Annotated in this window: 12 protein-coding genes; 2 read left to right on the plus strand and 10 right to left on the minus strand. The window is 49.3% G+C overall.

Going from position 1 to position 26,407, the window contains the following annotated elements; all coding sequences use genetic code 11:
* The first annotated feature begins 304 nt into the window (after nucleotides 1-304).
* The gene (locus KP814_RS28035) at nucleotides 305-1,237 is read left to right on the plus strand and encodes an ADP-ribosylglycohydrolase family protein (protein ID WP_216739862.1); all 933 of its coding nucleotides are present in this window, start codon (nucleotides 305-307) and stop codon (nucleotides 1,235-1,237) included.
* Here KP814_RS28035 and KP814_RS28040 read toward each other — a convergent pair.
* On the minus strand, nucleotides 1,209-1,535 hold the full coding sequence (locus tag KP814_RS28040) for a hypothetical protein (RefSeq protein ID WP_216739863.1): 327 nt from the start codon (nucleotides 1,533-1,535) through the stop codon (nucleotides 1,209-1,211). The genes KP814_RS28035 and KP814_RS28040 overlap by 29 nt on opposite strands.
* 29 nt (nucleotides 1,536-1,564) lie before the next feature.
* Entirely contained in the window at nucleotides 1,565-16,216 is a 14,652-nt protein-coding gene (locus tag KP814_RS28045; protein WP_216739864.1) for a DUF6531 domain-containing protein, read from the minus strand.
* 271 nt (nucleotides 16,217-16,487) lie between these two features.
* Here KP814_RS28045 and KP814_RS28050 point away from each other — a divergent pair, with 271 nt between their 5' ends.
* Complete coding sequence (locus tag KP814_RS28050; RefSeq protein ID WP_216739865.1) at nucleotides 16,488-16,880, plus strand: hypothetical protein; 393 nt, start codon at nucleotides 16,488-16,490, stop codon at nucleotides 16,878-16,880.
* 9 nt (nucleotides 16,881-16,889) lie between these two features.
* On the opposite strand, the gene KP814_RS28055 is transcribed toward KP814_RS28050, so the two are convergent.
* From KP814_RS28055 to KP814_RS28090, 8 genes are all read right to left on the minus strand, one after another.
* Entirely contained in the window at nucleotides 16,890-17,585 is a 696-nt protein-coding gene (locus KP814_RS28055; RefSeq protein WP_216739866.1) for a sigma-70 family RNA polymerase sigma factor, read from the minus strand.
* Between the two features lie 284 nt (nucleotides 17,586-17,869).
* Nucleotides 17,870-19,441 (minus strand): LamG-like jellyroll fold domain-containing protein, encoded by a 1,572-nt coding sequence (locus KP814_RS28060; RefSeq protein WP_216739867.1) that lies wholly within the window; start codon nucleotides 19,439-19,441, stop codon nucleotides 17,870-17,872.
* A gap of 156 nt (nucleotides 19,442-19,597) precedes the next feature.
* The gene (locus KP814_RS28065) at nucleotides 19,598-21,193 is read right to left on the minus strand and encodes a LamG-like jellyroll fold domain-containing protein (protein ID WP_216739868.1); all 1,596 of its coding nucleotides are present in this window, start codon (nucleotides 21,191-21,193) and stop codon (nucleotides 19,598-19,600) included.
* Between the two features lie 148 nt (nucleotides 21,194-21,341).
* Nucleotides 21,342-22,139, minus strand: coding sequence for a BPL-N domain-containing protein (locus KP814_RS28070; protein ID WP_216739869.1), 798 nt, complete (start codon nucleotides 22,137-22,139; stop codon nucleotides 21,342-21,344).
* A gap of 44 nt (nucleotides 22,140-22,183) precedes the next feature.
* Entirely contained in the window at nucleotides 22,184-22,738 is a 555-nt protein-coding gene (locus KP814_RS28075; RefSeq protein ID WP_216739870.1) for an HD domain-containing protein, read from the minus strand.
* A gap of 150 nt (nucleotides 22,739-22,888) precedes the next feature.
* Nucleotides 22,889-23,707: a hypothetical protein gene (locus KP814_RS28080; RefSeq protein WP_216739871.1), complete on the minus strand. Its 819-nt coding sequence runs from the start codon at nucleotides 23,705-23,707 to the stop codon at nucleotides 22,889-22,891.
* A gap of 130 nt (nucleotides 23,708-23,837) precedes the next feature.
* Complete coding sequence (locus KP814_RS28085; protein ID WP_216739872.1) at nucleotides 23,838-24,620, minus strand: ABC transporter substrate-binding protein; 783 nt, start codon at nucleotides 24,618-24,620, stop codon at nucleotides 23,838-23,840.
* A gap of 194 nt (nucleotides 24,621-24,814) precedes the next feature.
* Entirely contained in the window at nucleotides 24,815-25,705 is an 891-nt protein-coding gene (locus KP814_RS28090) for a transporter substrate-binding domain-containing protein (RefSeq protein ID WP_216739873.1), read from the minus strand.
* Nucleotides 25,706-26,407: the final 702 nt, after the last annotated feature.

Here is a 26,407-nt window from a genome sequence, read left to right on the forward strand (position 1 = left end):
CGAAGACCCAATAAACGCACTCTGATTTGCTGAGTCGTTATGCGCTCAAAAATAAGCGCATCACTTTCGCATACCACAAATTCCCGCAGAACAAAAGGGATTTCGCTTTCCCATAAATGCAATTCGTCCTTCTCACAGAAACATGGGATGGCGCGCGCCCTTCTACTTACGTGGTTAAGGCAACTACAGAATACTGATTTATTAACCACTTACAGAAACGAGCTAATTTTCAGATCAGTATCGCATACTCAGCTATAAGTGTATATTTTCTTCCCTGAAATAATATCAAGTGAGAATCCAGCAAATGTTGCCTCCAAATCATAAAACTAGAATATATCACGCTTATCGTTCTCTAGAGGGACTATCCGTAGGTGATGCGCTTGGTCAATGTTTTTTTATTGATGAGGAGCTAGCGCTTGAGCAGATAGTTGCCCGCAAAGAACCCCCTTCTATCTGGCATTTCACAGACGACACAATAATGGCGATAAGTGTTTTTGAGACCCTCTGTAAATTTGGGCATATAGATCAGGATTTTTTGGCGGAGCGGTTCGTATATAGATATAAAGAACAGCCAGATCGAGGGTATGGTGGGACCGCTCACAAAATACTCAGAGACATAGGTAATGGCATTCATTGGTCTGAATCCGCAACAAATGCATTTAGTGGAATGGGCTCTATGGGGAACGGAGCAGCTATGCGTGCCGGCCCTATCGGCGCTTACTACTATGACGACTTTGATCGAGCAGCAATAGAAGCCAAAGCGTCTGCAGAGGTCACACATGCCCATTATGACGCCCAGGCAGGGGCAATTGCCGTTGCCATAGCAGCTGCATATTGCACCAGACATACATCTAGCGAAGCAATTAACTCTATAGACTTCTTAAAGACTATAATTAACCACACCCCCGACAGTGATACAAAATCGAGGATTATCAGAGGACTAAGCTTACCAATAGACACTAGACTTTATACCGTAGTTAAGCAGCTAGGGAACGGGATCGAATTATGCTCCTTTGATACAGTCCCTATTTCTCTTTGGTTTTCCTCACATTACATTAACTGCTTCAGTGATGCGATTTGGGAAACTTTATCAGCTCTGGGAGACAGGGATACTACCTGTGCTATAACAGGCAGCATTGTCTCCTTAAATCATTTAAATGTAATCCCTCATCATTGGATTGAGAAGCGAGAACCGCTATCACAATTCCTCAACATTGACCACCAATTGCGCTGGTGATCAATTTACCGGCTTTTAGGTCTACAACACTATCTCCGGTTAATTGTATTGCACCACTATATCCGTCAACAATTTCGGGAACGTCCATTCGAAGACACTGAATACCTACCACTGTCAGCTGCACACGCTCAACCTCAGAAAAAACTACAGACTTGCAATCATCATCATGCTTTTCAAAAATCGGCTTATATTGATACAAAAAAACATCGCCGATTGCTATTGGTCCATTTATGCAACGTCCAGCAACAGTAACACTATCATCCCCCCTATAAATATCATCCACTTCAAAAGTAATCATTTTATTTTCCAAAACTGTATACCTTATGATTATTGCGTCAACAATTTAGCACGTCGAATATATTCTGCAATTTGCTGTGCCGTCATATTAGGCGACTCACGTAATGTATCAGAAATAATAGTCTTGTCTCCACTCAACCTCTGTGGAACAGAAAACCCCATATCCCGTAGTATTTGGGAAGACTGCTCTACAGATATCTTATAGGGAGCCCTCCGAGCAAGCTCACTTGCTTTTAGCGGAGCAAACACTTCTCGCTCTAACTGAATTAGTGTTGTTGTTTCTTGCCCCTCATGAACCATGCCCAACTCTACCTCAATCTCCAAATCAGTTCTTGAGCCAAAATATACTGAAGTACTTATTCTTTCCGATGTTTTCCTTTCGACTGCAAAAATAGTAGCCCGGAGTGGGTCTAAGGAAGTGGGAGTTTTACCCCATACTTCCGAGCCCTCGCCTCCTGGAATATGTGCATCAGAACGTGTTCCACGAAATACATACAAATCACCAGTAGTTTCCATAAGCTCATCAATCTCCTTACGACTCAAACCGGTGGCGCTTATCCCTTTGTACTCTTCATTAGTTAGTGGTCGTACTCTACCACTAAATAACCGAACACGAAGCTCACTACTACGACTCAGGGCTCTTTCCATAGTAAAGACCTGCGACTCAGCAGAGAGCGCCAATTCCGCCACAGCGCCCTTACCCACCCCAACTGCCTTAGGTAGACCAAGCGCACCTAGGATTCCTTCTCCAAACATCTCCAGCACACTACTGGCCCGTTCAGAGCCACCAGCAAGCCTTAGACTTTGATAATCCCTAAAATAGGCCGCACCTTCATCGCCAACTACCCCACCGTCCTCTGCTATTTGTCCAACTAAACCTATCATAAGGTCTCGGCCAAACTTATCCCCCAGTACTCCTGGGCCTCGTGGGTCCATCGGATAAACATCCTTAACCCACCTTGTGTACCCGTCTCTCATCTCCCGGGTAAACTGAGTCTCAGAGAATAGGCTTACCTGTAGCGCCAAATGCTCTGGCTGGTATTTGGCGTCTAAAGCTGCTTGATAGAATTCTTCTTCCGTGGCTGTATCGTAATATTCTCTCCACTCATCAAGTTCGGCGTCTTCGCCAGGTTGATAGTGAACCCAGTTTGCAGGCAACGAGCCGCCATTTTCCGCAATGATTGAATCATAATCATCGCGACGAATCATATCGTAGGACTCGCCATCCATCAGCCCTCCACTATTTAGAGACGCGGACAGCAGTGGATCTGAGTATAGGTCAGTAACATGTTCCTTTATGGAGAACATTTTAAACAGCGCACCTTTGGCCTGCTCAGTCCATTCAGTTACCTTGCCTCCTAGTGGGCTCGCGATCGCGGCGCCAAGTGGGTTGCCGAAGACATCTGCGGCGACTTGCATATAGTTGAACTTGCCATGACCATAGGCCGCTTTATTGGCGACACTGCTGGCGGCGCCATTGATGAACGCACCACCCAAATCAAAGTTCATGTCGCCGACAGAGTAGTTCAGCTTGTCGGTATATTTACCAAGATCAGAACCTCCCAGTATGTTGCCTACGCCCGCAGTCAGAACGCTGGCGGACAGAGCGCGCCAATTGAAATGCTCTTGTCTGCCTACCGCCATGGAAACCGCTTGACGGGTAACCGACTTAACCGCCGCATGCCCAGCCGCCTGGTAGAGACTCAAAGTCTTCCTGGCTTTATCCGCCTCTCCAAGAAGCTCATAACCAACCGCCGTGGAAATACCGTCAATCGCCACGTCTTTCCATGAGAAGTGCAGGCCTTTCTGTTGACCCGTAATAATGGATCCCATCTGAGTGATCGCAGAGCTGACGACGCCCGCCGCCAACACACCTGCGCCAACACCTGCAACAGCTCCAAGGGAGCCTCCTATAGTGGTCGCGACTGAAGCGCTCACCGCCCCATAGGCGGCCAACCCAACCCCCGCCGAGACAACAGCCACCGCCACAGCGACGATCAACATAAATGCAGAGCCGCATTTACCGCCATGTTTGGGCGGTGGAGGCTCCGGCATAGTAGGCGTTGTATCCCCGATAATGGCTCGTGGATTGTATGGCTTGAAGGTATCCGCCGTGTTATGCAAGTTGGATATCATGTTGGGAATGCGCAGCGGCATTCCCTCTTGCAGGTCATCCACCCCGCGCAAACCATTGGCGTCAGCAATCACATACCATAGGCTTGCATCGCCATATACCGCAGCCGAAATGGTCTGAAGCGTATCGCCTGGGTTAACGACGTAAGAGCTTGGCGTACTGCTGGGATACTGCTCGCTGACCGGCGTATAGTTCAGATCAAAATCATCCGTCTCCTTACCGCCCGCCTTGCCAGCCATACCAACTTGTTTGCCATTGGCGTAGAACAGATATTGATTCTGTTCAGATTGTTTACGGACGAGTATCTTTCCTTCTGCGTCGTTGATCATGCTGCGGTTATTACCAGAGTCTTTCTTATCTTCGACTCTGACTAAGTTACCGTTAACGTCATAGAAGCTGTAACTGTTTCCGCGCTGGAAGTAAGTTGAGTTCCCCCACACTTCCGTCTCTTTGTAACCGTCATATTTGTTGGTATACAAATAGGAAATCGTGTTGGTGTATTTCGTTCCAGTGAACGTCTGCACCTGGTACTGATCGACGTTCCCGTTAGCGTCATACCAATAGAAGTCAGAATTATCTACATCGAAATAGCGCACTTCAGAGATACGCTGGCCATCTTTGTTATAAGTAACCGTCTTATGCTGCAGCCCCCAGTCATTGTAGGCGGTGCTTCGAGTTTCTTTCTTACTGCCGCTCTTGGCGTCATAGTCGACAAATTTAATTTGGCGCCCTGCGCTATCGTATTCCCTGGAATTCACCAGAACGTTATTAACTTTGGTTTGCGCCAGACGGTTCTCTGCGTTGTAAAGATACTGCTCCGTCACCTCTTCTTTTCTGGACTTATCATATTGAATTGAGCGTGCGCGCGAGCCGTTCAACAGATAGTTGATATAAATACCCTGTTGCTGAGTCTTAACTATCTTGCCGTTGACCAGACTGCCCTGACTGACTGTGATCTGATTTGTTTTATTGTAGTTGTACCAATAATCGTAAGACTTCCACTCTTTGTTTGCGGTAGACGCTCCCGGTGCATAGTCCTTGATATACTTGGCGAAGGTATGTCGACGATTGCCCACGGCATCGTACTGATACTGGATTTCCACCATATCGTCTTTGACGCTAACTATTCGGTTTTCACTGTCATAGCCGATAACGCTGTTTTTATACTGAACGCCATTCTGCCAGAAGCCCTCGAATACCCGATTGCCAACCGCGTCGTAGCGATAGCTGGTTTTACTATTTACGCCACTGTCGACAATGTCCTTCTGCTTACCGTCGTCATAGTAGCTATACGTCCGGTTCATCCCATTGCCGTTAGTCTCTTTCTGCAACAGTCCGAGCTTGTTGTAAGCGTATTTAGTGACAACGCCTCCCAGGTTTTTATAGCTATCAGCGCGGCCGAAATAGCGTGAGGCCCTAGATTCGAATAACCATTCACGCTTGGCTTCAAGTCCGTCAACTTCCATTGTCTTGTTGCCCCGCTCGTCATATTCGTATGCGTAATAGCGGAACTTATTGCTGCCAGTGTCAGCGGTTTTCTTATTAATCCCCCGGGTTTCAATCAAGTCGCCGCGAGCATTATATATGTAACGGGTCCCCATCCCTTCCGAGTCCCGCTCAATGATACGGTGGCCCAGCTCATCATACGAATAACGTCTGACCTCTTTGCCGTTGCGCTCGACCAGGACATTGCCAACTTTGTCGTACTCACGATAAGTGACATGATCAATGGCGTCCGTCACGCTCAACTGATTGCCGAACATGTCGTAGTTATAACGAGTTACCGCCTGATTGCCGTCCATGGTTAACAAGAGCTGGCCCGCTGCACTGAAAACCTGATGCGTGCGATTACCATTGTCGTCAATAGTTCTTAACAGGTTGCCTTGGTAGTCATAAGCATGTTGCGTCGTTACTTCACGAGTTACCGTCACACCATTGGCGCCAGTGACCTGAATTCCAGTCTTCCGTTGCCGAATCATTCGATTGCCGGCGTCGTAATCAAAATACGTTTTGTTCGAGGCATTGCCTGCCAGGACAGCCTCTTTGACATTGCCCCAGCGATCCAGACGCTGCTCTACTGCGGCAACGTCGCCGGAGCGAGCATTCCAGTTGGCGATTGCACGGCCTGCGTAGTCTGTCTTGGTAATCTGAAAATCCAGCCCACTCCAGTTTGCTTTCGCCACTATTTCACTCAATCTTTTAGATCGGATGTCGACCGAAAGGCTTTTGAATAAGGCGCTGGAGGCTCCAGCCAGGGTATAACCATAGAGTTTGTCGACACCGTCTTGATCATTGGAATGCGACAGGCGACCTGCGCGATCATACTCGTAATATTCATATCGATGACTTCCCGTTCCGCGGGCAATAACCTCGCCAAAGGCGTTGTAATCCACCTGCACACTGGAAATACGCTCTGCCTCATAGCCGTATCGAGAGCGGGTTTCAATTTGATTTCCGCTTCTGTCGTAGCGATACCACTTCGCCGCCGCCAGCGTGCGATCAACATTCGTCAGGTTGTGCCACTCCTTAACGACATTGCCAAAAGCATCGTAGGCCGTATTAAAGCGACGACCTTCGGCATCCACTTTCTGAACTTCTTTGCCCCATGCGTCAAAAAATGTGTGGCTGACGTGATCGTTCGAGTTCGCCTGAGGCGCAGACTCTAGCGCCTTCGACAGGTCCCCGACATTCGATATGTCTCCCACAAAGCCAACGCTATGCTTCACTTCTTTCACAACATTTCCAAAAGCGTCGCGAAGAAACTCCGTCACAGGCCTTACAGCGGTAGAATCGGTGGAGGACAAAGTCTGAGGGGACTCCACCACCATGACTTCTCTGCCTAATGCATCAAAGAACGTATAAGCCTTCGCCCCACTGGGATCAGTAATGCTTATCCGATTGCCAAGCGCATCGTATTCATAGGTTTCAACCAGATCGGTCTTAAATGCATGCAGCGTCTGCACGCTTGAAGGTGTATTTGAATAGTGCGTTACCCCCACTTTGGCGGACCGCACCAAGCGGTTCATACTGTCGTAGCTGAACCTGGTAATTTGATCCGAGCCATGTTCGCCAATCTCTGATGAACTCGCGATCATCGCTTCCAGGAGCGTTGAAAAGTCTTTCGCTTTGCTAACATCCCCTGCGTACGGCGTCGCATAGTCATATTTTTCGATCACGTTGTCATAAGCGTCATATTTGTACGCCGTGACATAGCCTCCGGCATCAACTTCGCCAATAACTCGACCTTTAACATCGTAAAACTTAAAGGAGTTCCCCCAACCTTGCTGCCCCAAGCGAGACGACTTAAGTACGGATGTTTTCACTATCTCGCCAAAGCCGTTATAGGTGGTGGAGGTAGTGGGGCTATCTCGGAATGTTTCAGTTCGGCTTACTGAAACATCAAACACTTCCACTTCATTTTGCTTGACCAGAACCGCTCGGTTCAGTTTGTCATATTGAGTCGTCAGAGTGCGATCATTCGCCGCCGATGCTTTCAGGGCGGCGCGAACCTGACTCTCACTCAAAGGCGCTCCTGCGGAATGGCCGGAGACACTCAGTTTATTGGCGTAGCGAATAACGAAGCGTCGGTTTCCAAATGCATCGTATGCGTATTCAGTTACATGATTCTCGCCATCGATGTCGAAAATCAGCTGATTACGATCGTCATACACCTTGTAAGTGATCGACAACGTTCTATCCGCGGCTGGAAGCGATTGGTCCGTCGTAACGCGATTAACAACCGCACGCCCCATGGCGTCATACGTCACTTCATCCAAAATCTGAACGGAGCTGTCGACCCGATCATAATACTGATTAAACAGCTCAGACTTAGGACGGTAGGTGCGAATCTGGCGCCCCTCACTGTCGTACTCGTAACGAGTCGTCCTGGCGAAAGCAGAGCCATCTGCTTCTGTCGAAGCGACTAAGTTGCCTAAGCCATCATATTCATTACGCTTAACGATATTAGTAAGCTGTGTAGTTTCCGACAGGCTGGAACGATCCACCTGGGTGACGCTGACTTTGGGAGTCGTCTCCTTGATCATGCGACCGTTGGCGTCATACTCATATGTCCACACGGAGCCGATCTTGTTTTCAAGCTGAGTCAGGTTGCCCTTCGCATCATAGACATAACGCTCCACATGCCCTTCTGCATCTGTCGCCGCCGTCTTGCGACCCAGTGCGTCAAACACAAAGCTGGTGCTTTGCCCGGCGACTTTGTGCAACCTTCCAAGCGTTGACGGCAAAGAGGCGGCCGTGTGCGACTGCTCTAAACTAACGGGAACGCGCCACCGTATGGTTTGAACTTCCCGGCCGAGATCGTCATAGCGAGACTCAAAAACCTGCCCTGCATTATCAATGGTGAAATGCAAACGGTTTCCGCTACCAAAGATAAATTGCGTACGCCGTTGATCTCCGCGTGCAATACCTTGCAATTGAGCCTGAATATCTGCAGCAGTCGCCCCTTTAGCGAAAGACTGTTTTACGCCATACTTTATCTGCGCAACCACATTGCCCAGATCGTCATATTGCTTTTCAGTTGCATAACCCAACGCATCGACACTAAAGCGCTGCCGACCTAAATTGTCATAGAAGAAGCGCTGGGTCTGATCGCCATTATCAGCAACCGGCTGTATCTCTTTTAAAATTAACGCCAATTTATCGATAGAGGCTACCGGTTTAGCGAAGACCGTTTTGGCCGCCAAACGCCCCGCTCTATCGTATTCCGACTTGGTCACAACCCCTTTGGCGTCGATCTCATACTGAGGTCTGCCTAAAGCGTCATAGACTACGCGACTAACCGCTTTCTCACTATTTGAAACGTTAGCAACCAATGCCGACAAACTGACTCGATCCAACGCAACAGAGGCTGGAACGGGCTTTTTGAGCATGACTGTCGCCGCGATACGCCCGTTCGCATCGTAGTATTTAGCAACGACTTGACGTTCGTTATTTACATCAAACAAGACGCGACCGTCTTTGTCGTACACAAACGTATGCGCTTTGTTTTTTGCGTTGTCGACGCCATGACGCTGGTTTAGCGCATTTTGCACAGCGGTCGCTGCGCCCATTGTGGAAACGCCATTCAGATAAAGAGATACATCTATCGCCTTGGCGTATCCAACGGTCGCAATAACACGACCAGATGCGTCATAACGGCTTTCTGTGACGCCCCCTAGCGGATCAATCGCATAAACCTGGCGCCCATTTTTGTCGTAAACAAAGTGAGACTCATTATTCAGCGCATCAGTTTTACTAATGACATTGCCATTACTGTCGTAGTGAAATTTAGTAACAACCTTCAGGCCGTCCGGGTCCTCCACCTGACTGACCAGTTGATCAAACCCGTCGTAATGATATTCCGTCACCTTCTGATTAGGATTGACCACGCTACCGCGACTTTCCCGAACGCGATTGCCTCCTTCGTCGTACTGATAGCTGGTCGCCAACTGCAATCCGCCATCCTGGGCATCCGTCACAATTCGTGTCTGCTTGCCCGACTTATCGTATTCGATATGCGTTTCGCCGCCAGCGGCGTCGATCGCAACGACCTTGCGCCCCAAGGCGTCATACTTATAGCGTGTGGATAATGCCGCGCCTTCAGGATCCACTGTACGGATGAGTTCACGACCCTCAACATCATAGCTGTGAATCGTTGTCAGGCCGGAAGCGTCTGTAGTGGAAATAACTCGTCCAGCCATGTCGTACTGCTGCTGACTTTCAAGGCCGAGGCTTACGCCAGCGGAGTCCAGCTTTTCAACCTGCAGCAGCGCGCCATTCTGATCGTATTGATAGCGCGTGATATTTCCGACGCCATCGATAATCTCACGCTTTTCTCCAAACTGGTTACTTTCAGTCCGCACCCGAACGCCTTCGGGCGAAATGACTTCAATAGTTTTAGCCTGGTCGTTGTAGACATATTGTGTCTTGTGGCCCAACGCATCCGTTTGTGTAGCAATGCGTCCAAAAGCGTCATAGCTGGTTTTAGTCTCTTCGCCCAGCGCGTTGCGGGTCACAATAACCTGACCACAGCGGTCATATTCCATATGCTTGGCGTTACCCAGAGCATCCGTCGATTGAGTCAATCTGCCGAAGGCGTCGTAAGCATTAGAAAGCTTGCGAATGTCAGAACCGGATTTGGCGACCTGACTGAGGACATTGCCTCTGGCGTCATAAGCATACTCAACGCTTGTAGCGAGGCCAGTCTGGGTCCTTGCGCCCTGCATAACGGACTTCAGATTGCCGTACTGATCGTAGGTAAAGGACTCTGCTACGTTAAGGGCGTTAATTTCCTTCACTTTCCGGCCTAGACGGTCGAACTGGAAGTAATGATGAACGTCCTTTTCGCCCGCCACGCTATTCAGACGCTTTTCAAGCACAGAGGAGTCGCCGCCATTAAGTCCAAGCGTAGAGACTCGTGAGCCGTACTTTATCGTCTCAATAACCTGCCCGAATACGTTATAGCGCTGCTCTACAACCTCTCCTGAGCCATTGACGGTAAACCTCAGATTTCCCGCCTGATCATAAAAGAGGAAGCTTTCCTGTCTGGCGCTAACCTTACCGCCAGCCTCACTCAAGACCTCAGCCAACGACCCTTCCGACTTGATTAAGCGGCCTGCCGCATCGTAAGTGTAGCGAGTTGCATGCTGTCCCCAGACAGCCTCCTTTTGCTCCGCCGTAGCAGCCTGCTCAAGTAAGGCGCCGCCCTTTCCATTCAACTCAGCGATAACCCGACCAAAACCATCGTATCGCTTATAGGCGCTTCTCGCAGACTCGCCACTTTTTGACTCTCCCGCAATCTGCTTAATAAGGCGACCTGTTGAGTCGTAAACATAAGTCGTCAGCAAACCTTCCATAGAACGGTGAGAGGAAATGCGCCCTAGCTTGTCATAAGAGAATGTTTCAGTTCGAGATGAACCGCTTTCTGCAGCATGTATCTTCAGTTCAGAAAGCGGCTGCCCTTGATAGTTGATTGCAGAGCCGTAACGGACGCGACTGAGTACTGAGCCAGAGGAGTCATAGACCACTTCGGTCAAATACCCTTCTCCGTCCACCTCTCCTACAAGAAGTCCGCGCCCGTCGTATATCTGATAGGCATGCAGGTCAGAAACATTCGCTTGCGGACGAATATCCTCCAAGCTCAGATTTTCGAGATGTCCGGCTTTCTCATAGCCGGTATAAGTCGCATAGCGAATGGTTTCTACTTTACGCCCGGCCCCATCATAGCGATGCTCTGTCAAATATCCGTTCGCATCCAGTTCTCCCACAACCAAGCTGTCTTTATTGTAAAAAACGCGACTGACCTGCCCCTCTGGTTGCTTGGTTATCGCGCCTTTCCATTGAATGTCATAGTCGCGAGCGACCCCTTGTTCTGCTGTGATCCGGACTTCGGCCTCGCCTATGACTTGTCCTTGCGTGTTTCTGTACTGAATTTTAATGTCGTACGCGCCCTTGGGCGCATTTTCCAGAACCATTTTAAATTCGTTATTGGCGCCCGCTTCCGCCTTCACAAACGTCTTCCGCCCGAGTTGCGGCACGGCATAATAAGCAACCGCATTGGCAGGAACATCTTTGGCTCGGAAGCTAAAAACGGTTTTACGGACTTCAGTGACCTGCTCACCCATTTCATAGGTGCAGGTTTTATCCCCGATGGAGCCATCCAACTTGTAAATGGTCATACTGATACGATAGCGACCATGCTCCAGCGCTTTTTCCGTATTCAGATTGACTTGTCCAGCGTAATCAGCGTACGCGCCGGGATAGGTATAGGCGCTACTGACCAGTCGCCCTGTCGACTCATCAAAAACATCCGCCAGCACATATGCGATTGACGCTGCTTCCGTCTTCGTAAACACACCTTGCAGACCAAAGCCGGAAGCCGACTGCTGCGATACATCCGCATAATCAAAACGGGCGTTCAGGCCAATTAACTCGCCCTCATTCGCTTTAAATATCCCAACTCCATTACGTTCGCCACCTGGCGCAGAGGATACTTTTACACCTGGCGTTTTGTGACTAATGCGAAACTCGTAGTATTCCCCAGCTTTCAAGCTGTTAAGCGTTACCTGATACGAGCCGTTCTTTACAGATACCGACGCCGATTGGTAATCCCCTTCACTTCCTGCTATTCGATATTGAAATGAATGCACTGCACCGCTGCGATTAGCGTATACATTCGCCGGCCATGTCAGTGTTTGACTTATCTTGTCTTTTTGGCGACCGACCTGATATTCAAATTTGGGCGTGTGCTCAACCGTTCCGTCTTTATAGTATTTCGTCAAATAGATGTGATAGCGCCCGGCCTCCAACAACCGCCCTGCAGTCAGGTTAATTTCACCTTGATAGTCAGAATACGCCACCGGATAAGTATCAGCCTGCCCCACAAAAGTGTTCGTCCCAATGTCAAACACTCTGGCGCGCACAAAGCTGATCCGAGCTGCTTCATCCTTGGAGAGATAATGGAGTAAGGAAGCGCCTTCAATAGCATGTGTTTCGACAATATCTTCCGCTATTTCAAATACACCGGTATTCAGACTATCCGCAGAGACACTGAAACTGCCCCGCCCTTGAGCCAGTAGTTCGCTCTGGGCGCCTTTATAAAGAAGGCTGAACTCATAGTTCTCCGCAACTGCGGAAGGGATGGTTGCGTAATAAACGCCATTGAGATATTTAACATCGACAGTTTTGTATGCATCGCCACTGTTTAACGGTCGATACTCAAAAACTATGGACTTACCTTTGTAATCAAATCCCGAAGGACCTATCCCTGACCAACTCAACGTTTGCTCAATGTTTGAGTTTGTATCGCCAACGTCGTAGTTAAAGACAGGCTTAGAGACTGTATGACCGTCTTTATAATTTATTGTAAGCCCGACCTGATACATTCCGGCGGCTAATGCGCCTTTGGAACTTAGATTAACAAAGCCGTTATAACCGGTGTGCGCTGCCGGAATAGTCAGCGCCCTTGCCACTTCCGCACCATTCTTGAGCACAACAGCTTCAATAGTGCTGACCTTATCGTATTCAGAGGACGGCAGATAATTCTTGAGGGCAGCGCCATTAACGCTGTTAATTACCGGTTTGTGAACACTAAAAGAAACAGAAGACTCACCAACTCCCAAACTGCTTGCAGCGCTTTTACTGGAGTAACCGTTGACTCCCTCCTGAACAATAATAAGGTCTAGCGCTTCGCTTGGAGAGACATCAGCAATATCAACCTGATAAGCGCCATCAACGAAGTTCGCCACTGCCGTTTGATAGCTGTCGCCGCTCGACTTTCGATAGCGAACTTCGGTCTGAACGCCGGAGGCGTGGCCGTGCATTTCAATATTGTCTACGAGGACGTAATTTTCGCTTAGCGTGCCAGACCCACGTGTTTCGAAAAAGCTGCGTGTATTTTCCCAGCCGGAAATAGCCTGCTCATCTTTCCATGCCGAGGAGGCTGGTTGTCCTTTTTCATAGACGCTAATAACACTCTTGGACTCAGCGCCGCTGAACTCAATGACGTAAGTTGTATTGTCTTTTAATGTTCCAAGATTACTATTTTGCAGCGAGCCACCTGAGCGGTACTGAGCCATAAGCGCATCGGGCGTAAAGAATAAGTAATGCTCGCTCTCTGCGGAGCCACTGCTCAGTCCCACCTTAAAGTAGCGTTGGGTGGAGCCAGGCCCGGTTGTGACCTCCAGACGATATTTACCATCTTCGGCATATTCAAAGGCGAAGCCGCTATCAATTCGTTTTACAACGTTTTCACCTGAGGTTTTTACCGTCTTGACCTTCAACGCTCCATTCTGAAGCGAGTAGTAACCGCTATCGCCACTCAGGCCATCGGTTGTTTCAGCGAAGTTTTGAGTCCAGCCATCAGAATTCCAGCTCAAGCGACGACTGCTTCCGTTCTGTGTAGAGGTGATGCTCCTTACCTCTGTTGAATCAACAAAACGGTCGGACCATGCCGATGTCGTCAACGGATATAGATGCTCTGGATTTCCGATGACATCAAACGCTTGCCTGCTTTCCTGCGATTTGGGCTGCTGCAGGAATGCTGAATCCACATATCCATATGGCTGAAGAGGATCGCGATAACTGGCGACGCCGATCCCTGTCATACCCACGTAATCACTGCGCTGATATTCCAGCTGCGTCAACACATCATAGGTATGCTCATAGGGCTGCGCGGGAGCGCTGATCACTTTATCCACGCGGTTTTCCACTCTCGCGTGAATGGGAGTGGCGCGTACTTTTTCAGCGACATTGACGTATGTCAGTTGCACTGGATCGGAAACATCCAGATGCTCCAAATAACGGAAAGATGTGGTTAGTCGGCCAGAGCCATCGTAGACAAATTCAGTGACAGCCCCTTCGCCATCAATTTGAAAGCGCTTACGGCCTACTTCGTCATACAGTTTATAGGACACTCTGTCGCCATCACCCGTAGCAATCCGCCTCAAGCCATCCAAGCTCAATGCGTCACTGACCAGTTGGCCTTCGTTGGTGACGAAGCCACGTGTATTTATCGCGTTTTGATACTGTATTTCAGCAACTTCTCGACCAGACTGATCGAATCGCTTCTCCGCCAACACGCCCAATCCATCGATACTCCCAACCTGACGCCCTGTGGAGTCGTAAATACGATAAGTGCGAACGCCATTAGCATCTTCAATAACGCTCAAGCGACCCGCTTTATCATATATATAACGGGTTGCGCCTGTCGTTTCAGAGCTCACCGCAGACTTAACAATACTGATCAGCCTGCCAGACCGATCGAATACGGATGTTTCCACTACACCATCTGCCGCAGTAGACACAACCGTGCGATTTAAGTCGTCATATAGCGCGGTGGAGATTCTTTTCTCAGCGTCAACTGATTGAACCAGACGACCAAGCCCATCATATTTAAATGTCGTCGCTTCACCTTTCTCATTGCTGGACTGCAGCAAACGCCCATTTTCGTCGTAGATAAAAAGCTTCCGCCCAGCTCCCGTTACTGATGGAGAGTCAAACTTGGTGTCTGAGTAGGAGATCGTCTCCAGCAACTGCCCCCGAAAGTCATAGCGATTGCTGGTGCGCTGCACACTTTTGTCCTGCGCTGAAACCAGCCATTGACTCATATCAGAGAGATTGAGCGACCGATCCTGGGGTAATGCGGACAAGTCGAAACGCGCATTAATAAACTGAAGTGTTTCGGTTAAAAGGCCTGCCGTATCGTATCGATATTCAGCAACGCGGCCTTCCGCTGATATCTCAAATCGTAGCCTTCCGTTCACATCGTAAACAAAACGAGAAGTCATTGGCTTGGATGGAGCGCTTGCGCCATCTCCATCAGGGTCAGGTACAGCGTAGGCTGTTTTTAGAAGCAACCTATTGTCCGATGAATAGACGTATTTTATCGCACCGCCAAGGGCATCCTGCTCTTCGACCAAGTTGCCATTAGCGTCATATTGATAGCGGACCGAATTTCCAAACGCATCCTCAACTCGGACGATATTGCCATCCTCATCATATTGGTAGCGCGTTACGGAGCGTTGCCCTTCGACGGGAGGCGCAATAACTTCACTTAAGCGTTTAGCGTCATCATAGCGATAGGTGATGGTATGGCCCAACGCATTTTTCACATGGGTTGCATTCTGCGATAGGTCATAAGAAAACTGAGTAACTCGATTTTCGCCATCCGTAACGGACGCTACTCTGTATTCTCCATTTATTTGTGTGTAGGTAATGGCGACAGATGAACCATCAGATTGCCTGATCTGAGCGACTCGCTGGCTGGTTCCGTCATAGGCGTAACCGGTTGTATAAACTTTTCCATCCTTGATATCGCCGTCTTCGGGCGTTAAGTCCAGTGTCACTTTATTAAGCCGGCCCACCGCGTCATAACCGTAGCGAACGGTAGTCGCCGAAAACGCAATCCCCTGACCATTTAGCTGAACAGTGCGAATAGCGCTTATTTTTTTATCTTTGTATTCAAAGTAGGTAGTCTGGCCAGAAGCGTCTTTGACGCTACTTAAAAGATTTTTAGCGTTGTAGGTATAAAGGGCCTGATTGCCATGACGATCCAAAGACTTCAGCAGGCGTCCGGAAGCATCATATACATCCTGAACCTTTGATGAACCCTCTGTCCAAGTCCATTGAGCGCTAGATTTATCGTATCTAACCAGATCATGGGCGCCTTCGCCGTCTGTGGAGCGATACGCCCCCAGGGCGGCAATATATTGATAGGTGGTTTCACTGCCGTCACCGTTTACCCTGGTCAATTCAGATCCTGACGCATTAGGTGGTTCAGGCAGCTTTATAAGCCTGCGATCAAGCCCGAGAAACCAACTGCTGTCGTGACTCCCACTCAACGCGCCTTGACTGTTGTAAGTGCGTACAACGGAAGTATCCAGTCCTTTGCCAACAATTAGCTCATCCTGGTGGCGTATAATCAGGTTTCCTGTGGCGGCGTTTACTATCGCCTGTTCCTTGGCCTGCCCAATGACTCCAGATCCTGCTCCATCCAGAGCCTGACCACCGTTGAATATCCCTAAACCCTGACTGCTAATCACCGCCACCATATACTCACCCAACAAAAATAAGGATAACAATTCGTTCCGATGCCTCACTCGCGTTCCTGAGTTGAGGTCTTACTTACCAGTAATATCCAGAGATTGGGTAAAAGGTTTAGTATCTATTTGATTTGATGTAGATAATCAGTACTTCTGCGGCTTGATGCAGACTAGCGGAATAATAGCCGGGATTAGTGGTGGGAATGACTCTTTGGCTGCTACCCTTATGTAACAAGGAAAAATCAATGTTTGGAGTAAGCGCAACGACACCGTTAAAGATATGAAAAAGAATTCAAAGATAGAGCTCCTGCTTGCTCAGTTGGCGGAATCTGAACTTAGCGCGCCTCATCCCTGGCGCACAGACTACCCGTTATCACAGGATGAACTCACTCAACTCGACCGAGAAGAGTTACAACGCTATTTGAAGCATCACTTAGCTCAGTTAATGCTAAGCTGCGCCTCTGACGCCGACAATGACAGCTTCTATACCCAGGCTCGCGATTCATTAGTAGAACTGATTATCTACTGGGGGCTTGGACATAAAATCAAAGATCCTCAAGTGCTCGCAAAAATTTCTCATCAGACCACTGAAAGCTTTATGCGAACCAAGGAGCTGGATAGTAAGTTTGAGCAATTACTCACAGATTTTTTCGAGGAATCACTTCGCCAATAAACAAGGCGTTCACCATGATTTGGCGACGCCTGCGCGCAATTTTTTAATCGCCACAGAATGAATCTGGGACACTCGCGACTTCGTCACTCCCATTACTTCAGCGATATCCACCATAGTCATTTCAAAGAAGTAATGATTGGTGACCACAAATCTTTCTACGTCCGACAATTCCGTCAAGAGATCTGCAACCGCCTTTGACTCGAAGATATCATCCAGTTTTTCATTAGGTGGAGAGCACTCTTCTCTGGCCGTACTCAGGCTATCGTCAACAACATGACTGACCGCCACCTCCAAGACCAGGTTTACCATAGCGTCAAAGGCATTGTCAGACGCTCCGCCAACAGAGGAGATAGACTCTATACGTTCTTTCGCCAGATCCCTTCGGTATGCAGCCTGACGGCTCCGCTCGGAGTAACGATCAAGATTATTAAGGATGTTTCCACGAATACGATAAGTAGAGAATGTCTCGAATGAAGCATCTCCATTCGAATCATATCGCTCTAATGACTCCAGCAAGCCTATATAGCCAAAATGCAAGCAGTCCGCATATTCAATCCCCAGAGACATATACTGGCGATATGTATTCGCAGCCACCGCATTCGCATAAGGCAAGTAGATTTCGATAAGTTTATGTTTGGCATCATTGCATCGTTCTTCCCGATACCGACTCCATAGTTCAACAACAGAATCCTTACTACTATCCATCAACACCACGCCTTACTAGGCAAAATCCACTGGAAACGCCCGGCTCACGCCAGACCACCCGAATCCAATACAGGATGACTCTTCCGAGTAAGCGATTGCCGCTTACACTTTTTTATTATGCAGGGTTAAAACGACTAAAAAATCATGTAGGAGAACAGCTTCAATCCTGGGTCAGATAACGAGACGCGCTATCGCGTCTCGTCAGCAAATACTATACCGAATTTGCAAAAAGTAGAAGCTTGCGGCACTCAACTCAATCTAAAGATAATTTGCGCTAATTTCGGTCAGCGACGACACAAAATAACATAAGTTATCTGTTTGTTTGCTGACTTATAGCGATCTTGACTTGGACGATCCCCGCTTTCAAACACGTATCCCTTAGTCCTCCATTTATAGAGCCCATTATCACTAAACTCCACTCGCCAAGATTTATTCGACGCGATCACGCCATTTGCTCCGTTTATGACTCCTGCCCCATTTACAAGTATACTGCACTGATTAATATTGAACCCTGGAGGAGCCCCCAAATCAGTACCATAGGCGCCAGCTACATGTTCTCCCATACTATAGCTGAAGGTGTCTGAAAAGCTCCTTCCAGGCGCTCCTGGATCACCTTTGTCACCCTTGTCACCTCTATCACCCTTGTCACCTCTATCACCCTTGTGACCAGTAGGGCCTTGAATGCCTTGAGGGCCAATTGGGCCTTCACTTCCTCTATCCCCTCTCGGACCTGTAGCGCCTTTATCCCCTTTATCACCCTTGGGACCCGCCGGGCCAACACCTCCTTGATCCCCCTTCTCTCCCTTAACCCCCTGCAAACCGCGATCCCCCTGATCGCCCTTAGGACCTTGCAAGCCTTGTGGCCCGACCTCCCCTTTTTCACCTTTATCGCCTTTCGGACCCGCTACGCCTTCCGGGCCTGTTTTTCCAGCCGGTCCCGGCAGACCGCGCGGACCAGTTGCGCCTGTATCCCCCTTATCTCCCTTCTCCCCTTTCGCGCCTTCAGGACCTTGCGGTCCCTGCTCTCCCGGCGTCCCGGACAAACCTCCACGCTGCACGCACATCAGGCCATTTTCACTGACGCACTGAACCTCCAGGCTTCCTAACGCCAAATTGAATAGCCTCACTTCATCCAATACACCCCGAAATTCATCCGTATACGCAAAGTCCGTCCCCGACGCTCCCACTACCAAGGTGGCGTTATTAGTGGTGACTCCTGTCAGATTATCCTGCTCTATACGTGTCGGCAGCCTGCCGTATTTGTTCCACATAACAAAATTCACGCCACCGGCTTTGCCGCTCCCGTCGTATACCGCCGCGACGCCTACGCCCTTAGAATAGTCAAACGGCTCTACGGTTTTAACTTCAATTCCTGAGCCGCCCACACTCCGCAAACTCAACGTTAACCGGCCGGAACCATCAAGCCCCAACATAACGCCTTGCCCACTTTCTGGAGACATTTTGGAAATCAACGTTTGGCTTTGCGTCACAGGCTCGCCCTTCATCCACAGCATCAGCGTAAATGGGCCATCGCTGTTAAAACTCCCGCCCAGACTGTCGACCGTGAGCGGATCTCCCGCCACCATCAAGGCGGATTGATTGCCATAACCCGCTTCTCCGCCGGAGTGAACATAGTACTGACCGCCTGCCGTTGAACCGGGAGCGCCTGTGTAAGGAAAATAGCCGTCAAAGCCATTGCCCGAATCGTCTTTTCCGCCGCTCGCTAACGCGCCTTCAAACGACCAATAAGCCACTTGGCCTGTTTCGCCAGCCTGAACGGAAAATGATAAAGGAAGAAGCAGAAACGAAGCTGCGCACGTTTTGCGCAGCTTGTTCAAAAAGAAGGAATGGGACATCGTAATTCTCTCTGGATTGAACAAAGTTTATGGCGATCACTTCTGATGCTCGCCAGCCTTATTTGGTTATCCAGAGAATGAACAAATTGTTAAGTTATGACGTTTTTTGTCTACCCAGTACATCGTCGGGTACTAATTACAATGTCCCTTCGCAAGCTATCGCCGACACAGAACAATGTAGCTAAGTATTACGTCATCATGTCTAACAGTGTGATTCGTTGCACGCCCAAAAGACGTCGTATTAGTAATTAGTGTATTCCATTTGTACAGCCCATTAGGCTTGATCTCGATTCCCTTAACAACTTGATTACCTTTTCGGGCGTCACGCTCCAAAGGCAACAAACCCGTCGCCGCACCACTAATTGCCAAGTCTCCTAATTGAAGACTACACTGCGTAATATTGAACCCAGCCGGAACGTTGATATCGCTGCCAACGCCATATCTACCCATTGCCGTATGATTTCCCATTGCGTAGTTGAAAGTGTCACTAAAGTCTCTCCCTTTTTGACCATCCCTTCCATCTCTTCCCGGAGAGCCTGTATCTCCTTTGGGCCCAGCCACTCCAGGGGGGCCTTGCAGTCCCTGGAGCCCCCTGAGACCAGTTTCACCTCTATCTCCTTTAACCCCCTGTGGACCTATAACTCCGTTATCTCCTTTATCCCCCTTGGGACCCGCCGGGCCAACACTTCCTTGATCGCCCTTCTCTCCCTTAGCTCCCTGCAAACCGCGGTCTCCCTTATCTCCTTTGGGACCTTGCACGCCCTGTGGTCCTACCGTCCCTTGTTCACCTTTATCGCCTTGTGGGCCAGCCGCGCCTTCCGGTCCTGTTTTTCCAGCTGGCCCTGTCAGGCCCCGTGGGCCAGCCACGCCTGTATCACCCTTATCTCCTTTTGCTCCTTCCGGTCCTTGGGCTCCTCTCTCTCCGGGAATGCCTGTCCCGCTTGGCGCTTTCACACACTTCAAGCCATTCTCAGAGACACACTGAATTTCGATACTTCCCAGCTCCAAGTTGAAGAGCCTTACTTCATCCAATACGCCCTGAAATTCATCCGTATACGCAAAGTCCGTCCCCGATGCGCCCACTACCAAGGTGGCGGCACTCGTGGTGATTCCTGTCAGATTATCCTGCTCTATACGTGTCGGCAGCCTACCGTATTTGTTCCACATGACGAAATTCACGCCACCGGCCTTGCCGCTCCCGTCGTATACCGCCGCGACGCCTACGCCCTTGGAATAGTCAAACGGCTCTGCGGTTTTAACTACGATTCCTGAGCCGTCCACACTCCGCAAACTCAGCGTTAACCGGCCGGAACCATCCAGACCCAACATAACGCCTTGCCCACTTTCCGGGGACATTTTGGAAACCAACGTTTGGCTGTGCGTCACAGGTTCGCCCTTCATCCACAGCATCAGCGTAAACGGACCATCGCTGTTAAAATTCTCGCCCAGGCTGTCAACCGTCAGCGGATCTCCCGCAACGACCAACGCGGATTGATTACCATAACCCGCTTCTCCGCCGGAGTGAACATAGTACTGACCGCCTGCCGTTGAACCGGGAGCGCCTGTGTAAGGGAAATAGCCGTCAAAGCCATTGCCCGAATCGTCTTTTCCGCCGCTCGCTAACGCGCCTTCAAATGACCAATATGCCACCTGACCTGTTTCGCCAGCCTGAACGGAAAATGATAAGGGAAGAAGCAAAAGCGAAGCTGCGCACGCTTTGCGCAGCTTGTTCAAAAGGAAGATATGGGACATCGTAACTCTCTCTAGATCTGATTAAAGCCGCCTGGATATCACAGCCAGCAAAAACTCGCTCAACAAATGGAGTTATCCAGAGAGAAAGCAAATAGTTAAGTCTCCTAATCGCAGAGAAGTTAAAACTTTGACGTGACTCCACTCCCCCTCAAACACCACCAGAGCCATCAACAGGCCGGTCGGATAACAACTCCTGCATTAGTTTGATAGCCAGGTCCAGGTTGGATTCCATCTCGGCGCCGTCCAAAGCATTTTCTTTCCATGATTCGGGGGCTTCCGGGTGCGGGCCGGATACTGCTACTTTGCCTTTCCCGTAGGAGCTTATGAGTGCGGCGATTTGTTGGTTTTCAAAGTAGGCGATGTTGCGAACCTGCTCCTTGCTTTGCGTCAGTTTGAATGCAGGGCCAGCCTGATAGTACATCTGACGTTCTTCCCCAGACCAAGTAACAGGGTAGATTTTCGGAGCGAAGTCACTGTCGTAATTATCGGACTCCGCTGGTGCGATGCCTAACGCATCCACAAACCGATTTTCTTCAGCCCACCCCACTGACGCAACGTAGGCGCCGCCACAAATACCCAGGTAACGCCCGCCATTGTTCAGGTAAGCCTTTAATGAAGCGGAGAGATCCGGCGTAAAGGCGTCAACCAGGGGCTCAACGTCGTCTTCCGTACCGCCGATGATGAAAACTTTCGCCCCACTCAGCATGTCCGGCAGCGCTTTCAGGTTCGTGATATACCTCACTGTCAGGCCCGCCTGGACGGCGACGTCCGCGATGGCTTCAGAGCTTTCAGCATCTGATATAGGTCCGTTATATATCAACGCATATTCCGCTTCCCTGACGGGACTCGTCTGCATATCAGAGACCGACTCCACAGCCGACACATACGGCGTCGCGCCAACGATCAGAATGACGCCGCTTAGCGCCGTTAAGCTAAATTTATTCATACAAAAAGAAGCGCCAAAATAGCCGAAATCATCCGGCCGCTGATTTAAACGTCTTGCTCGCTGCTTCTTAACAACCGGCGAGCTTCCCTTTCCGCATAATACTCACTGACGATGTTCTGAGCTCTTTGATACAGGCTTGAATCCCCTTCGCCAAGCACTTCCAACAGGAGCTTTTTCTCCTGCATATAGACTTTGGCGAACCAGCGGTCATGTTGAATGATATTGGTTGAGTTGCTGATCAAGTCCGCCAGCTTGATGGTTTTTGCTCGTGGGGAGGCGGTGGCGAGGTGCTGTCGGTCTATTTCCTTGCGAGCCTGACGATTACCGTCTTGCGGCCGACTCACGTCAGTCACCTCCTCCACCAGTTTCGCAACAGAAGGGCCAAAGAACTCCAGGATCAGTTCTTGTGTGACCTGGGTGTCTTCGACGATGTCATGCAGGTAGGCGGCGGCGATCATTTCCTCGTCTCCCCCCACTGACGCAACGATTCCCGCCACTTCGGCGGGATGAACGATATAGGGTTCATCGGTATAACGTCTTCGTTGACCGATAGCAGCATGGGCGGCGCTGGCGAATACCTTCGCCTTCTCGACAAGCATGAAATCAAACCTCGTTTCACAGATGTACAACCACACCATAATGCAGCATCAACCCAGCCCCGTCCAATACTTGGAAGGCGCAAGAGCAGACTACAAATACAGCAAGATCGTCACTCTCATCATGTCAGAACATATTGCGCCATCGTTGTCTCACAACCCTTCGGGAAACCGCTCATCTAAAGGCAAGTCTTCGTTAATCTCTTCCAGCGCCGCCATTGCGTGTTTAGGAAAATCCACAATGATGTCCTCCATCTCCACTCCACCCAAATAAAGAGCCGCGCTAAGCAGGAAATTGTCGGAGTTATCCGAGTAGCCGACCGCGGACTTAATAACCTCAATCAGACGGGACACGGTCTCGGGTGAGAGCTTCTTAACATCCGCCTTTTTCCTCACGATTGTCTCAATAAAGTGGCATAGAATGACCGCATTGGCGTCGTAGTAAGAAACCTCGGTGTAATCTTTAAAGCGCTCGCTACGTACATCCTCACGACTGAAATAGTCCAACAACACATCAAATACCTGCGGCAATCGCTCCTCGCTCCATGTATGCCATGGGGTCAGCTTTACTCTAGGTCCCTGTTGGATTAGGCACAAGGAGACCGGAAAGGTCTGATGAATTTCCTGCACCGTAAGTTGAAAATCATAATAAAAGTGCGCCAGCCGTTGCTGTATGTCGTTCAACTTGCTCTGAACCAAACCAAAGGTCTTATAGATCTCCGGGTCGTCGAGCATCTGCGGGTTGTCGCTATAGGTAGGGTCATACTTCATGGCGCCTTTTATCTGGCGATCAGACACACAGAAAGAAGCGCTGTTGCCGCTCCAGCGAATTTCCCCATGCCCCTGAAGCTTTACTTGAATATCCGCCATGGCTTGCTCATCCGGTCGCTCAGCAAAAAGAATATGTGCATCAAAACCGCTAGATAAGTTACCAACGCCATGGCCAAGAAATAAGAACGGATAGCTCTCCATCGTGATTCCTTAAGTAGGTATTTGTGGTCAATCGATAAGTCAGAGGACTGATTTTTGGCGTTCACTGAGACGCCTCGCCAACGCCAGAGTTTATGGCCAACCTTGTTAGACCGGGGAGCTTATGAATAGTTCAATGCAAATATTGATGACGGATATCTTCGATGGCCCCTGCTTGTAAAAGTTGCGCAAGAGCCTGCGAAAACTCATCCTTTTTGTCGCGAAAGGAGGATTTTTTGGATATGGCGAAATATAAGTCAACACTGTTGCCGGGGCGATATTCGGCTTTGTCGAATTGGCCTTTATAGGGTGACTGGGCGATTTCATAGTCCGCCTGGCAGTCTGTCCCGACTATTGCCGTCAAACGCAAACGCCCCAACATTTCCACTAACTGCTTTTCGGTGCTGACGCCAATCTTGTTAATCTTTTCATCTTCATCGAAGGTCTGAAAATAAGCCGACCCCGTGACGATGCCGACATCAATGCGATAGAGGTCTTCATAGTCCTGAAGTATTCCACCACGCCCTTTTCTGACATAAAACACCGTTGAACAGCTGTAATAAGCCGGCTCCAGATAGTCCATGTATAACGCCCGGTCAGGTCTTAGCGCCAAGCCGCTCATGGCGTCAACGGCACCGTCCTCCATCATTTTCAGGCAACGCACCCATGGGCAGCGCACGTAATCGATATCGAGCTTTAATTCGCTGGCGAGTCGGGCCCACAAGTCAAAATCGATCCCGCTGTAGCCCTCTTCATTGTCCAAAATACGAAAAGGCGGCCAAGCGTCTATAGCGACGCGGATCTCGGCTTTACTTTGCTTGGCGTCAGGCGAATCGACGGAGTTGGCAGCCAAGGGCGCAATACTCCACACCAGCAACGAAAGCGCGCCAATACAACGCAATGAAGCAAGCGTCATGCGACAACCTCCAGGCGTCAAAAACGAATGGAGACAACCATGCGGCGACTATCGCCCCAATGATCAGGTTTCTGGAAACGTATTTAGTATAGTTCAATTGCCGAGCGGGCTTGGTCCCTGCAAATGCGGGCGTTTCACCGACTGGGAGGTCCCCAAACGCGAAGCTGGGAATGGGAGGTTAGCGGAAGTCTAAGCTATTGAGACGCCGCCAACTGCTTTTGAAATTTCTCCGGGAGCCACCAGCTGGTGTCGATAGCCGGGCTGTTTTCAGGCACAACGGGATTTTTCAATATAATGAGCTTCCTGGACGATAGATTTCCCTTCGCCAAATAGCCTTTCATCTCCTCTGTAAAAAGCGTTTTAAAAGAGCCATCGGCAATAGCGATATTCAATCCCTCCTCCAGCTTCCTCGCCAATTCAGGCTCATTTCTGGAAATGAAAAAATACACGGGATGCGGATAAAACAGCATGATGTTATCCGCGACGACAAGCCGATCCTGATTCCTGTCCAGCTCATCCCAAATTTCCAGGAAACCGCGGTGGAAATAGTCAAACCTATTATTTCTCAGCAGAGTAAATAAGGTTTCGTACTGGGAGCTTGTGGCAACCTTTAATCCATTTGCGCTGTAGACAGGCAAATCTCCCCAGTGCACGCCATGTCCGCCGACAAACTGCCTGAGATCATCAATGTCGTCTATTTTGCTGAAAATCTCGCTCTTTTCCTGGGTCACCAATAAAAGTCTGAGCCCCAGGATTCCTCGATAAATAGGAATCCTTATAGGGATCATCTTTTCTTCGCGCTCCAGGTTTGTAGACATGAACTCAAGATTCAATACTCCTTTTGTCACCATGAGCTCGCCCCTGGCCTCATTGATGCTGACATCCAAAAATTCAGGGAATTGTATTTTGTAGGGGACGTTCAGTTTGCTCAGCGCAAGATCCAATACTTTAAGGCCGTATTTGTATCTATCTTGATGCTGGTAGTGCTTGACAATAATCTCCCCTCTCGCTTGGGGAGCCAAACTGAAAGTAAACAAAGAAAAAAGAGGAATCACTAGAGATATCAGCGACTTAAAATGTAACACAACACCACCTCTTACCGCCGAAAATTATGTTAATTACATCAGTGTTCGCCAATTCCACATCACAAAAACGCCAGCCCTCCTTCGCCTAGTTATCCCCGAGCGGATGACGACAAAGACAGAGATTCAATGCTCATATATTAAATTTAGACGACTTATTCTGAATCGACAGAAGATTTAGGGAATGGGAAAGATCTAGTTCAGCGGGATTGAGACGGAAATCGTAAAAATCTTGTTAATTCAATGCATTAAATAGGCCTCTCTTCCAGCTTTGTCTCAGGCGCTCATGTTTTTTTCTCCGAACAAAACCATAAAGCAACGGCCAAAAGCTTGCGATGCCGGTTCACATAGTGAGGACTCATCAACGAAAGCCGACTTACGAATTCTGTGTATAGCTAAGGGCGTTAACTCTGAGTCCCCATCCCCTACTCTACTCCCGCCGATCAAGCCATTCTGGAGCGATTGAACCCTTTGCACTATCTTTGTTATTGATAAATTACAACTATGAAGGGAATTTTTCTCCTCCGCCGCTTACCGAATCAGATGCGTTCAACTCATGTTATTAACCTGGCATCGATATAGGTATGATACACTACCCATATGATTATAGAAGACGCTCGCTCATTACCTGCCGCAGCGCAGGAAGAAAAAAGAAAACAGGCCGTGCGACTGCGCAAGCAGGGGTATAGCTATCAGGAAATAGCC

The organism is Hahella sp. HN01 (assembly GCF_018986435.1).
In the GTDB taxonomy this organism is placed as follows: domain Bacteria; phylum Pseudomonadota; class Gammaproteobacteria; order Pseudomonadales; family Oleiphilaceae; genus Hahella.